At 67.0% G+C, this 12,150-nt stretch carries 15 protein-coding genes; 12 read left to right on the top strand and 3 right to left on the bottom strand.

Annotation, left to right across the window (positions count from 1 at the left end; translation table 11 throughout):
- Positions 1 to 445: 445 nt before the first annotated feature.
- Positions 446 to 1,324, bottom strand: coding sequence for an NAD(P)H-hydrate dehydratase (locus tag LPC10_RS23885; RefSeq protein WP_231344725.1), 879 nt, complete (start codon positions 1,322 to 1,324; stop codon positions 446 to 448).
- 205 nt (positions 1,325 to 1,529) lie between these two features.
- Here LPC10_RS23885 and LPC10_RS23890 point away from each other — a divergent pair, with 205 nt between their 5' ends.
- The 5 genes from LPC10_RS23890 to LPC10_RS23910 all read left to right on the top strand — a co-directional run bounded on the left by LPC10_RS23890 (position 1,530) and on the right by LPC10_RS23910 (position 3,678).
- Entirely contained in the window at positions 1,530 to 1,820 is a 291-nt protein-coding gene (locus LPC10_RS23890; RefSeq protein WP_231344726.1) for a hypothetical protein, read from the top strand.
- A gap of 73 nt (positions 1,821 to 1,893) precedes the next feature.
- Complete coding sequence (locus LPC10_RS23895) at positions 1,894 to 2,256, top strand: hypothetical protein (RefSeq protein ID WP_231344727.1); 363 nt, start codon at positions 1,894 to 1,896, stop codon at positions 2,254 to 2,256.
- 130 nt (positions 2,257 to 2,386) lie between these two features.
- Positions 2,387 to 2,638, top strand: coding sequence for a PilZ domain-containing protein (locus LPC10_RS23900; protein WP_231344728.1), 252 nt, complete (start codon positions 2,387 to 2,389; stop codon positions 2,636 to 2,638).
- A gap of 100 nt (positions 2,639 to 2,738) precedes the next feature.
- On the top strand, positions 2,739 to 2,912 hold the full coding sequence (locus tag LPC10_RS23905) for a hypothetical protein (RefSeq protein ID WP_231344729.1): 174 nt from the start codon (positions 2,739 to 2,741) through the stop codon (positions 2,910 to 2,912).
- A gap of 559 nt (positions 2,913 to 3,471) precedes the next feature.
- Entirely contained in the window at positions 3,472 to 3,678 is a 207-nt protein-coding gene (locus LPC10_RS23910) for a hypothetical protein (RefSeq protein ID WP_231344730.1), read from the top strand.
- Between the two features lie 45 nt (positions 3,679 to 3,723).
- On the opposite strand, the gene LPC10_RS23915 is transcribed toward LPC10_RS23910, so the two are convergent.
- Complete coding sequence (locus tag LPC10_RS23915; protein ID WP_231344731.1) at positions 3,724 to 3,999, bottom strand: hypothetical protein; 276 nt, start codon at positions 3,997 to 3,999, stop codon at positions 3,724 to 3,726.
- Positions 4,000 to 4,303: 304 nt separating this feature from the next.
- On the opposite strand from LPC10_RS23915, the gene pstS reads away from it, so the two are divergent.
- The 6 genes from pstS (at position 4,304) to phoB (ending at position 9,962) form a co-directional block, all read left to right on the top strand.
- Positions 4,304 to 5,347 carry a phosphate ABC transporter substrate-binding protein PstS gene (pstS, locus tag LPC10_RS23920; RefSeq protein WP_231344732.1) on the top strand — a complete coding sequence of 348 codons (1,044 nt, stop codon included), beginning with the start codon at positions 4,304 to 4,306 and terminating at the stop codon, positions 5,345 to 5,347.
- 112 nt (positions 5,348 to 5,459) lie between these two features.
- Positions 5,460 to 6,434, top strand: coding sequence for a phosphate ABC transporter permease subunit PstC (gene pstC, locus LPC10_RS23925; RefSeq protein WP_231344733.1), 975 nt, complete (start codon positions 5,460 to 5,462; stop codon positions 6,432 to 6,434).
- A gap of 57 nt (positions 6,435 to 6,491) precedes the next feature.
- Complete coding sequence (pstA, locus tag LPC10_RS23930; protein ID WP_231344734.1) at positions 6,492 to 7,385, top strand: phosphate ABC transporter permease PstA; 894 nt, start codon at positions 6,492 to 6,494, stop codon at positions 7,383 to 7,385.
- A gap of 37 nt (positions 7,386 to 7,422) precedes the next feature.
- On the top strand, positions 7,423 to 8,238 hold the full coding sequence (pstB, locus tag LPC10_RS23935) for a phosphate ABC transporter ATP-binding protein PstB (protein ID WP_231344735.1): 816 nt from the start codon (positions 7,423 to 7,425) through the stop codon (positions 8,236 to 8,238).
- Between the two features lie 213 nt (positions 8,239 to 8,451).
- Entirely contained in the window at positions 8,452 to 9,165 is a 714-nt protein-coding gene (phoU, locus tag LPC10_RS23940) for a phosphate signaling complex protein PhoU (protein WP_231344736.1), read from the top strand.
- A gap of 92 nt (positions 9,166 to 9,257) precedes the next feature.
- Positions 9,258 to 9,962, top strand: a complete 705-nt coding sequence (phoB, locus tag LPC10_RS23945) for a phosphate regulon transcriptional regulator PhoB (RefSeq protein WP_231344737.1) — start codon at positions 9,258 to 9,260, stop codon at positions 9,960 to 9,962.
- A gap of 248 nt (positions 9,963 to 10,210) precedes the next feature.
- On the opposite strand, the gene LPC10_RS23950 is transcribed toward phoB, so the two are convergent.
- Positions 10,211 to 10,753: a GcrA family cell cycle regulator gene (locus tag LPC10_RS23950; protein WP_231344738.1), complete on the bottom strand. Its 543-nt coding sequence runs from the start codon at positions 10,751 to 10,753 to the stop codon at positions 10,211 to 10,213.
- A 514-nt stretch (positions 10,754 to 11,267) separates the two neighbouring features.
- Between LPC10_RS23950 and LPC10_RS23955 the strand changes: the two genes are divergently transcribed.
- Positions 11,268 to 12,134 (top strand): cell envelope integrity EipB family protein, encoded by an 867-nt coding sequence (locus LPC10_RS23955; protein WP_231344739.1) that lies wholly within the window; start codon positions 11,268 to 11,270, stop codon positions 12,132 to 12,134.
- The last annotated feature ends 16 nt before the right edge of the window (positions 12,135 to 12,150 follow it).

The raw sequence follows: 12,150 nt of genomic DNA on the forward strand, positions 1-12,150 counted from the left end.
GCCGCAGCGCTTCGGCGCGGCGACCGCTGATGCGAGGTGCGTCCGGGCTCTTTCGGCTGCGTTGATGAGGGGCGGAGGCGGCACCGCGACGCGGTTCGAGGCGCGCCTTCCTCGACCGCGATGGTTGGCCTTCCGCAGAGCGGCGTTACCAGACTCGATCATGGGTCCGCCGGCCTCGGCAGCAGGTCGTCAGCCGCCACCGATTCCGGAGACAACTTTGCCGGTGCCCTTGCAGTCCGGGCAGCTCTCGGATTCGAGGCGACCGCTGCCCCCGCAGCGGGGGCACAGGTTCTCGCCTGTGCCGGGCGTGCCGGGCGGCGCATCGTCGCCGGGTTTCGTTGGCTCCGCCTGCGTCATGATCGCCCTCCCGCATCTGAGGTAGGGCAGAACCCTGGCGCTCACGGCTCTGTTCCCGGCCTCGAAGCTCGGAGGGGAGTGCGTTGCCTCAAACCTCGCGCAGGATCGAAGGAACCTCGTCGGCGATCTCCCGCGCCAGAAACCCGACCGGCCCCACCCGCTCGGCGAGCCGCCGTCCCGCCTGCCCATGCAAGTAAACGCCCCAGAGGGCCGCTTTCATGGTCTCGGCGCCCCGCGCGAGAAGGCCCGCGATGATGCCGGACAGAACATCGCCCGAGCCGGAGGTGGCGAGCCCCACGCCGCCGCCGTCATAGAGCCACGCCGCTCCGCTGGGATCGACGATCCAGCTCTTTGCGCCCTTCATGATCACGACGCATCCGAGAAGGTCGGCGGCGCGGCGAGCCGCTGCCAGAGGGGCCGCTTCGACGACGCCGCGCTCGATCTCGAGAAGCCGGGCCATCTCGCCGGCATGCGGGGTGATCACCGCGCAACCGCGGCAGGATCGAACCGCTTCGGACTGCCGGCCGAGATCGGCGATCACGCCAGCATCGAGCACGAGCGCCGCCTTCGCCTCGGCGGCCAGAACGGCACGAGAGAGAGCCTCCGCGGTCTCGCCGGCGCTCAGGCCCGGCCCGACCAGCACCGACTGGCAGCGTTCGGCCATGGCCGGCAGTCGGGATTGCGCCCCCGCCGGATCGATGGCGCCCTCCTCCGTCTCCGCCAGTCCGATGACCCGTGCCTCGGGCACCGCGACGCCCATGATTGCTGCGCTGCTCTCGACCGTCGCGATCCGGAGGCGTCCGGCTCCGGCCCGAAGCGCGGCGACGCCGGCCAGGAGAACGGCGCCCGGGACCTCGACGGACCCACCGACGACAAGGACGGTGCCGCGCTGCTCCTTGCTGCCCTCCTCCGGCACCGGAAGCGGCAATTGCCGAAGGCGATCAGGCGTCAGGCGGTTCTCGGTCATTGCGCGGCCGTGTTCGGGGCTGGGGCGATCGATCGACGCGGCGCCCACCGCGATCTCGGACGACGCCGGAGCGTAAATCCGGCAACGGGACAGCCGTTTCCTCCGGTCGATACGCATCTACGGTAACATTGAGCATGCCGGGCCGACGATTGGATACAAAGGCGCGGCACCGGGTTCCCCTTTGGATCAACCCTTGGGGTGCCCCATGAAATCCCTTCTGACCTTTGCAAGCGCTGCCGGATTCGCCGCCGCGTGCCTCGTGCCCCTCACCGCCGGTCCCGCCGATGCCCGCTCGCGTCACAAGAGCCGCAGCCTCGTCACGAACGACGGCAGCGTGACCGGCGGACGCAGCCGCGGCCAAACGATCTCCCGTGGAGCGACCGGGGCCAGCAGCATCAACCGAAACTCCGCGGCCGGCGGCAACGCGAACCAACCCGAACGCGCGGTTCCGCAGGGCAGCGGCGGCGGGGGAAGCGGCGGCGCCGGCGCTCAATGAGGTCACGAACGCGCACATTGTCGTAACGGACGGCGCGGGCTGCGAAGTCGAAAGCAAGCGAGACGGTTGATCGATGGCACTCCGTTCCGAGACACCGCCCCCGCCTGCTGATCGTGTGCCGGAGGCACCGCCCGCTTCGGGGCAGCCGACGACTGCCCAGTTGAAGGCCGAGATCGATGCCGGCCGGACTGGCGACAAGATCCCCGCTCACGATCCCGGCCTGTCGCCGCTTGGCACCGATGATGAAGCGGCCGGCATGCCCTCGGACGCATCCCGCGTTGCTCTGGCGCGAGAGGAAGAAACCCGACCGCGTCGCCGGAGGGCCGCCAGGATGCAGACGGGACATGGCGCCAACCGGTGGGTCATGCCCGCCTATTACGGAGTGATCGCAGCCGCTGCCGTGGCCGTCGGCTTCGTCGTCTGGTTCCTGAGCTGAGCGATGCGTGACGCACTTCGCCGGATCGGGCCACTGACACTTGAATAGCCGATCGTTCGAAATTTAAGCGCCGGCGCAACGGCATCTTCGTCTGTGCAGGCCACGCTTCGGTGCTCACGCGAGGACATCGATGTCCGATCATTCAGAATTCCGGCTCGACCAAGCACCGATAGCCGGTGGGGCCGGCCTGATCGCGGTTGATGAACACACCTCGATCGGTTGCTGGGTGCACGGCATTTCGGCGCGGGATATCGAGATCACCGTTCCAGACACGTCGCTGATCCCCGACGTGTTCATGCTGACCTCCTCGCCCCTCGATCCCCTCAAGGTATGCCGCACCCTGTGGCGGACGGACGAGACGATCGGCGCGCGATTTCGCTAGATCGCTATCCGATCGAGCGAAAGCCGGCCGAACCGCGTTGATAAGAGGCCGTCGGCGAACCCTCGCGGCCCTGCCCGGTTGACCAAGCCGGAGGTGCCCCATGGCCGAGACGAGTAAGCCCGACAAAGTCGAAGCGCCGGACCGACCGCGCCTGACGCCCCAGGGCCACAGCAGCGGCACGGCCTCGGGCGAGGACAGCACCGATCCAAGCGGCGGCGCGAAAGAGGGTCAGGGGGACAAGGCTGAGGGTGAACGCGACAAGCCGGACCCCTGATCAGCCGCAGGGCACCGCTGTGAGCGGGATCTTGAGAGACGGCGCGTGACGGGCCGGCTTCCCTGAAGAAGACCGGCCCGTCTGTCGCCTGCGTACCGCATTGGGGGCGGGCAGCCCAACGACACTCAAGCAAACGGCGTCGGCGCGTGCGCTCATCCCGAAAGCCGCGAGGATCCTCCGGACGCGCTGCAGCGGCTAAAACCCTCTGGCAGTTCGATCTTCCGGCTCGATACGGATCCACGGCTGAGGAAGGCCGCATCACTCAAGTGCGCTATCGCACAAAAATGATCCCTGATGCGGCCGCTGCGCAGAAGAATCTTTCTTCAATCCGCGCCCTGACCGTCTTCGCTGTCGCGGCCTTGCGCGCGTCCGTGACAGATGAACAGCGAAGGTCTTCGTCTGCCAGAGTCCTGCCCGAGCGGCGGGGCCGTTCATCACCGAACGTCAAAGTCATCCGTTCGCGCTAAGTGTTTGTTAACCATCCTCCTTCAATCTGAGCCACCATCGCTCCTCCTTGCCAGTTGCGATACGGTTCCTTCAGATTTGGCCTCGTCGGTTCATGGCACAACTCGTGACGGACTACCCCGCTGGATCGCTCACCGACGCCGCGATGCCCGCGCTGAATGGCGAGAGCCGTGACCGGATCGGGCAGGGTCTGCGCGACGTGTATGTCGAGCGCTGCGACGCGCAGCCCATCACGGATGCGCAGGTCCAGCTGTTGCTGCGGCTCCGCCAGAAAGAGCGCGATCGCCGCCGCAGTGCCTGACCGTCCTCCATTTTAGGCAGAGGAAAATCCGGTTGTCGGCCTGGATTACTGCCAGCGCCGGGCAATCGGCTGCTGGCGTCGAATCTCGGCGGCGCGAATCAGCGTGAGCACGCGATCGAGATCCTTCAGAAGAGATGATTCCGTCGCCCGCGCCGAGGCGATGTCATGCTCGTCACTGCCGAAGCGCTGCAGCTGCTGCTGACGCGTGAGTTCTTCCTCGAGGGCAGCCCGCTCGGCGTGAAGCGCCAGATAGGCCGCCTCCTGCGGATCCGCCGGATCGAGCAGGATTTCCTTCTCGCGCGTTGAATGCGGCTCCGTCACGCTGACGGTCTCCTCGACTTCTCTCGTGCGGGGCCGCCGCTGTCCCGGTTCTCACAGGAATCGATCCCGCCGGAATCGTTCTCGCGAGGCGGCGCCCGCTTGCACCTGGAAGGACAACGCCGAAGCGCTCCAAGCGGTCCCATCCTCAACGAAATTCCGCCTCGCCGAAGTCTGTCATGTCAGCGTCATGTGGCCGTCATAGAGGCGGCGCGTCGGCGCACTAGATGGCAGCAGTGTCGCAGCGAGACCGGTCCGAGATCAGGATCGGTCCCGGCAAATGCGCCCGACACTTACGGAGATGCTTGTGAAACCCTTCGCTTACGCCTTGGCGGTCGGCCTCGCTGCCGCTCAGCTCGCGACCTCGGCCCTGGCTGCCGACATCACCGGCGCCGGCGCCACCTTCCCCTTCCCCGTCTATTCGAAGTGGGCCGAAGCCTACCGTAAGGAGACCGGCACCGGCCTCAACTATCAGTCGATCGGCTCGGGCGGCGGCATCAAGCAGATCCAGGCCAAGACCGTCGATTTCGGCGCGACCGACGCGCCCCTCAAGCCGGCCCAGCTCGAGAAGGACGGTCTCATTCAGTTCCCCACCGTGATGGGTGGCGTCGTTCCGGTCGTCAACATCGCCGGTCTCGAGCCCGGTAAGCTCAAACTGACTGGCGAGATCGTCGCCGAGATCTACGCCGGCAAAATCCTGAAGTGGTCCGACCCGAAGATCACCAAGCTCAACGAGGGCCTGAAGCTGCCCGAGGCGAACATCACTCCGGTCTACCGCTCGGACGCCTCCGGCACGACCAACATCTTCACCACCTATCTCTCCGCGGTGTCCGAGCCCTGGAAAAAAGAATTCGGCGCCGCCACCACCGTGAGCTGGCCGGTCGGCCAGGGCGGCAAGGGCAACGAGGGCGTCACCGCCACCGTCAAGCAGGTTCCGAACTCGATCGGATACGTCGAGTCGGCCTACGCCAAGCAGAACAAGCTCGCCTACGCTCTGATCGAGAACAAGGCCGGCAAGTTCCCGCAGCCTGACGACAAGGCCTTCCAGGCTGCCGCCGCCAGCGCCGACTGGAAGTCGACCCCCGGCTTCGGCATCGCCCTGACCAACCAAGCCGGTGAGGATGCTTGGCCGATCACCGCCGCGACCTTCATCCTCGTCTACAAGGAGCCGGCCGACGCGGCCAAGGCCGCCGACGTACTGAAGTTCTTCGACTGGGCCTACAAGAGCGGCGACAAGCTCGCGAGCGAACTCGATTACGTGCCGCTCCCCGACAACGTCGTCGGCCTCATCCACGAGGAGTGGAAGGCGGTGAAGGGCAAGGACGGCAAGCCCGTCTTCGCCGGTCACTAAATCCGAGACGAAGGGCCCTCCCCCACGGCGGATGAGGGCCCTTTCCGATGTGGTCCGCTCGCCTCGCGCCTGACGGCGCGCTACACGCTCACCAGCCGAAGAGCCTTCGCGGATGACCGCCTTGACCCAGACCCTCGCCGTCGACCGCCAGACCGCGGTGGCCCGCACCGCTCCGAGCAAGAGCGCCGACCGCCTCTTCCAAGGAGTCGCCTACGCCTCCGCCCTGCTCGTGCTCCTGGTGCTCGCCGGCATTCTCGGCTCGATCATCTACGGTGCCTGGCCGGCCTTCTCGGAATTCGGCTTCGGCTTTCTCACCTCCAGCGCCTGGAACATCGGCACCGAGCAGTTCGGCGCGCTGCCAGCCGTGGTGGGCACGGTCGCCGCCGCGATGCTGGCGCTGATCATCGGCGTGCCGATCTCGCTCGGCATCGCGGTCTACCTCACGCAGCTCTGCCCCGGCTGGGCGCGCAAGCCGGTCGCCATGACCATCGAGCTGCTCGCCTCGGTGCCCAGCATCATCTACGGCATGTGGGGCCTGTTCGTCTTCGCCCCGCTCTTCGCCCGCTTCGTCCAGGTGCCGGTCTCGAACGTCGTCGAGGGCATGCCGATCCTCGGCACCATCCTGTACGCCCGCATCCCCTCGGGCGTCGGCGTGCTCACCGCCGGCATCATCCTCGCCATCATGATCGTGCCCTTCGTCGCCTCGATCACCCGCGACATGCTCGATCAGATCCCGACCGTGCTGCGCGAGAGCGCCTACGGCATCGGCTGCACCACCTGGGAGGTCGTGCGCCACGTTCTGGTGCCGCAGGCCTCGGTCTCGATCATCGGCGCGATCATGCTCGGCCTCGGCCGCGCGCTGGGCGAGACCATGGCGGTCACCTTCGTGATCGGCAACGCCAACCGCCTCTCCGCCTCGATCTTCGATCCGGGCTCGACCATCGCCTCGCGCATCGCCAACGAGTTCAACGAGGCCGACGGGCTTCAGCTCTCGTCGCTGATGGCGCTCGGCTGCCTGCTCTTCATCATCACCTTCTTCGTGCTGATCATCGCCCGTCTGCTGGTGCGGCGCGCCAAGGTCGCCTGATCCAAGGTCGCCTGCCAACGTCGCGCCAGACCGCCCGAGCCCAAGGGACGCCGAACCATGGACGCCAGCAACCCCGTCGCGACGGCCGAGCGCACGCCGATCGCCAGCCGCGTGCGCCCCGGCCGCCGGGTCGCCGACCGCGTGCTGATCCTCGCCAGCACGATCGCAACCCTGCTCGGCATCATCGTCCTCGGCTCGATCCTGCTCATGCTGATCGTCGAGGGTGTGAAGGGCTTCTCGCCCGCCCTGTTCACGGCGCCGACGCCGGGCCCCGGCTCCGAGGGCGGCGGCATCGCCAACGCCATCCTCGGCAGCCTCATCATGACGTTCCTGGGCATCCTCATCGCCACGCCGATCGGGCTGATGGCCGGCACGTATCTCGCCGAGTACGGCCGGACCTCGAAGCTCGCCGACATCATCCGCTTCCTCAACGACGTGCTGCTCTCGGCGCCCTCGATCCTGATCGGCCTGTTCGTCTACACGCTGATGGTCCGGCCGATGGGCACCTATTCCGGCTGGGCCGGCGCGGTGGCGCTTGCCATCATCGCCACGCCGGTGATCGTGCGCACCACCGAGGACATGCTGCGCCTCGTGCCCGGCCAGATGCGCGAGGCCGGCGCGGCGCTCGGCGCCCCGCGCTCCCTCGTCATCCGTGCGGTGACCTGGCGCGCGGCGAGCGCGGGCATCGTCACCGGCATCATCCTGGCGCTCGCCCGCATCGCCGGCGAGACCGCGCCGCTGCTGTTCACGGCGCTGAACAACAACAGTTGGTTCAACACCAACCTGCTCGGCGGCGTGCCGAACCTGCCGGTGATGATCTACCAGTTCGCCCTCTCGCCCTACCCGAACTGGCAGAGCCTCGCTTGGTCGGGGGCGCTCCTCATCACCGTCACCATCCTTGCCCTGTCGGTGGTGGCCCGCTTCGTGATCAAGGACCAGCGGCCGCGCTGAAGGCCCCGGGACAGACCTCCTACCGACGAGAGATCCGATGAGCGCCTCCCCCGCGATCCGCAGCCAGTTCGAGGGCCGCAGCCCGGCCGACGTCAAGGCGCCCGTGCGCATCGCCGTGAAAGACCTGAACTTCTACTACGGCAGCTTTCACGGCCTGAAGGACATCAACCTCGATTTCCGCGACCGGCAGGTCACGGCGCTGATCGGCCCGTCCGGCTGCGGAAAATCGACGCTGCTGCGCACCTTCAACCGCATCTACAGCCTCTACCCGGAGCAGCGCGCCGAGGGTGAGATCCTGCTCGACGGGCAGAACGTCCTCGACTCCAAGGTCGATCTCAACGAGCTGCGCTCGCGCATCGGCATGGTGTTCCAGAAGCCGACGCCCTTCCCGATGTCGATCTACGACAACGTCGCTTTCGGCCTGCGCCTCTACGAGAAGCTGCCCAAGTCTGAGCTGGATGGCCGCGTCGAGGAATCGCTGCGCAAGGCCGCCCTGTGGGACGAGGTGAAGGACAAGCTCAAGCAGCCCGGCACCGGCCTGTCGGGCGGCCAGCAGCAGCGCCTGTGCATCGCCCGCACCGTGGCCCAGCGCCCCGAGGTGATTCTGTTCGACGAGCCGACCTCGGCTCTCGATCCGATCTCGACCGGCCGCATCGAGGAACTGATCGAGCAATTGCGGGCCGATTTCACGATCGTCATCGTGACCCACAACATGCAGCAGGCCGCACGCATCTCGCAGTTCACCGCCTTCATGTATCTCGGCGAGCTGATCGAGTTCGACGCCACCACGAAGATCTTCATGAACCCGGCCAAGCGGCAGACCCAGGACTACATCACCGGCCGCTTCGGTTAAGAGTGCCTCATAAAACTCCCGATCAACGGCCGTTCTCGCTCTGGAGACGACAGCGCAGCGGGAGTTTTGTGAGAGACACTAAGCCCGGTCGCGACTGCGATGCCGTCGCGATCCACCCTGCGTCCTCGTTTCGAGGCTCTCGCCGTCGCCGGACTCGCGTCCGCTTCGACCCGAGAGCGCTCTCGTCCGACTGCCTGATCGGGAATGCGCGACATGGCCGAGCACATCGTCTCCTCCTACGACACCGACCTTGAAAACCTGCGCCGCTCCATCGCCGAGATGGGCGGCGTGGCCGAGAAGATGATGACCGATGCCACCGATGCCCTGGTGCGTCGGGACACGACGCTCGCCCAGGCGGTGATCGTCGCCGACAAGCGCCTCGACCTGCTGCAGCGGGAAATCGAGGAGCGCTCGGTTCTCCTCATCGCCCGGCGCCAGCCGCTGGCCATCGACCTGCGCGAGACGATCTCCGGCATCCGCGTTTCCGGTGACCTCGAGCGGATCGGTGATCTGGCCAAGAACATCGCCAAGCGCGTCGTGGCAATCAGCGATCAGGCGCAGCCGCAGAAGATCGTGCTCGGCGTCCAGCACATGAGCGACCTCGTGCAGGAACAGCTCAAGGACGTGCTCGACGCTTATGCCAGCCGCGACGTGGCCGCCGCCCACGAGGTATGGCAGCGCGACAGTGCCATCGACGCGCTGTACAACTCACTGTTCCGCGAACTCCTGACCTACATGATGGAGGATCCGCGCAACATCTCGTTCTGTACCCACCTCCTGTTCTGCGCCAAGAACGTGGAGCGCATCGGCGATCACACTACCAACGTGGCAGAGACGATCGAGTACCTCGTCACCGGCGAGACGCCGACGGCTGAGCGGCCCAAGAACGACGCTTCGAACTACGCGACGGTGACGCCGAGCGCCTGACGAGGGCGCTCGAGACGCGCGGCGCCGAAGACGCGTCTCCGGCCTGCCCCAGCGAGGGACTGGGCCGGACGCAACGGATGGAAAGACGGACGATGACGAGTGCGCGCATCCTGATCGTCGAGGACGAGGAATCGCTGACGACCCTGCTGCGCTACAACCTCGAAGCGGAGGGCTTCGCGGTCGACGTCGCGATCCGCGGCGAAGAGGCGGACCTGCGCCTGCACGAGATGACGCCCGATCTCGTCTTGCTCGACTGGATGGTGCCGGGGCTCTCGGGGATCGAGCTGTGCCGCCGCATCCGGGCCCGGCGCGAGACGGAGCGGCTGCCCGTCATCATGCTGACCGCCCGCGGCGAAGAGGCGGACCGCGTGCGCGGCCTCTCCACGGGGGCCGACGATTACGTCGTCAAGCCGTTCTCGGTGCCGGAGCTGCTCGCTCGCGTGCGCGCCCTGTTGCGCCGGTCCAAGCCCGCCCACGTCGCCGACATGCTGGTGGCCGGGGACATCGAACTCGACCGCGTCAGCCACCGCATCCGCCGCCAGGGCCGCGAGATCCATCTCGGGCCCACGGAGTTCAAGCTGCTCGAATATCTGATGCAGAGCCCCGGCCGGGTTTTCTCGCGCGAGCAGCTGCTCGACGGGGTGTGGGGCCACGACGTCTACATCGACGAGCGCACGGTGGACGTCCATGTCGGCCGCCTGCGCAAGGCGATCAACCGCCCGCGCCAGAGCGATCCGATCCGGACCGTGCGCGGCTCCGGCTACTCGTTCGATGAGATGTTTGCCGGAGCCGAGTGAGGAAGGGAGCCCTCGGTCCGATCGGTCGATCGGGAGCGCGACATCGCCGGACAAGACGCGTCGTGGATCGCTTCGGCTTCGCCGCGCGATGACGGCGGCGGACTGACGGGATCAACCGTTCATCGCCGCTCCGTTGGATGAGGTGGCGGGGTGATGTCCGAGCGCTGCCGGCGCACTTGGCGAGGGCGCCGGCGAATCCAAGCTCTCTGCGGTCGACGAATTCCCCGAGCAGAGCCTCTTCGAAAGACTTAGCGGAAGCCGGCGACGCGTCGGTCGCGCTTACGCTCGGCAGCCGGCTGATAGGCGACCTGGGCGTGTTGGGTGCAGTAGGGCAGGCCCGTGATGGCGCGGGCGCCGCAGAAGCGGAATTCCGGCGACGTCGGATCGCCCATCGGCCAGCGGCACATGGAGTCGCGCAGATCCATGATCGTAACGCGCTCGGAGACCGCGAGCGCCACGGGCTCCGGAGCCGGTGTCGGCGGCAGCGGGAAGTTCGGTGCAGGACGATGGGCCACGATCGCCGGCGGCTCCGGCAGCGTCGGCTCCTCAACGAGAACCGCCTCGATCTCGACCTCGGCGGCCAAGTCATCCCTGCGACGCCCCTGCGCCGCAGCCGGACCGACCGGTTTGACGCGACCCGCGAGCCCGAGGCGATGGACCTTGCCGATGACGGCGTTGCGGGAGACGCCGCCGAGCTGAAGGGCGATCTGGCTCGCGCTCAAGCCATCGTCCCACAGGCGGCGAAGCAGCTCGACGCGTTCATCCGTCCAGCTCGGGACCGCTTCCGTCATTGCCCCCTCCACGTCGACACGTCCTTTGTACGCACAACCGACCGACCGCGCGGCGTCTCGGCCGCGCGGAGCGACAGCAGACCTCGCCAGGGCTCTTAATCTGGCCCTGCACATGTCGGTTAACAGACGCCAAAGCTGCCGATGGCGACGCTGTGAAGACTACAGGACAGCTCGGCCGCGGAGCAAGGGTCGCAGCGTTTCACGGACCGGTTTCCACCGCCAATCCGACTCCGCCGACGACGCCCCGGAACCGTTCCGGCGTCAGGGTAGCCGAGTCTGTCAAGACCGCTTAACGCATTGCGTAAAATTGCTCTTTTCCGGATCCGGCAATCGCCGGAAGTGCGATCCGGCAGTGCCTTCGAGCGGGTATGCAAGCCGTAACAGCGCCTCTGCCCCTGCTCGGGCGAGAAACGAAAAATGATTGTCCCAGCAGGCACAATGCCTATGTCACGGGCGTCATCCGCCGGCCTGTCGCCTGTGGACAACCGTTCTTGAGCGGATCTTGGGAGATCGCATGCGACTGCGCCTCGCGCCGGCCCTGTTTCTTCTCGCCGCGTTGCCCGGCACCGCTTCGGCTGCCGGACCGGCCGCGCCGGTTCCGGATGAGACGGCGATCCGGCTGACCAACCACCGGGCGGTCTACGATCTGTCGCTGGCGCGTTCCACCGGCACGCGGGCGGTCGAGGGTGTGCGCGGACGCATCGTCATCGATTTCTCGGGTGATGCCTGCCGCGGCTACACCATGCAGACGCGGCAGGTGACGATGATCGATTCCGGCGAGTCGGGCGATCGCACCTCGGATCTGCGCAGCACGACCTTTGAGAACGGCGACGGCAAGAGCTTCCGCTTCCGCACCACGACCCTCCTCAACAACGCGCCGTCGCCGGCCGTGGACGGGACGGCGGAGGCGGGCGACGCCCTTAAGGTAAAGCTCAAGGAGCCCAAGCGCGACCAGTTCCAGACGGACGCCGCGGTGATGTTCCCGATCCACCACATGATCCGCCTGATTCAGGCGGCCAAGGCGGGCGAGACCACCGTCGCGGCCAAGGTTTTCGACGGCTCGGACGATGGACGCAAGGTCTACGACACGCTGGCGATCATCGGCCGCCCGAGCGCGGCGCCAGCTTCCGATACCGAGCGCGACAAGCCCCTGCGCGAGGGCGACCACGCCAGCATGCGGCGCTGGCCGGTGACCTTGAGCTACTTTACCCCCGGCGAGGGTGAGCGGACGCCGATCTATACCCTCACCTTCGACCTCTACGAGGACGGCGTCAGCGGGCGGTTGAACCTCGATTACGGGGACTTCGCCATCAACGGCACCATGAGTCGCCTCGACCTCGCCAAGGCGGACGCGAAATCCGGGACCGACTGCAAGAAGTAGCCCTGAAAGAACCTTG

Source organism: Methylorubrum sp. B1-46 (genome assembly GCF_021117295.1).
Lineage (GTDB): Bacteria > Pseudomonadota > Alphaproteobacteria > Rhizobiales > Beijerinckiaceae > Methylobacterium.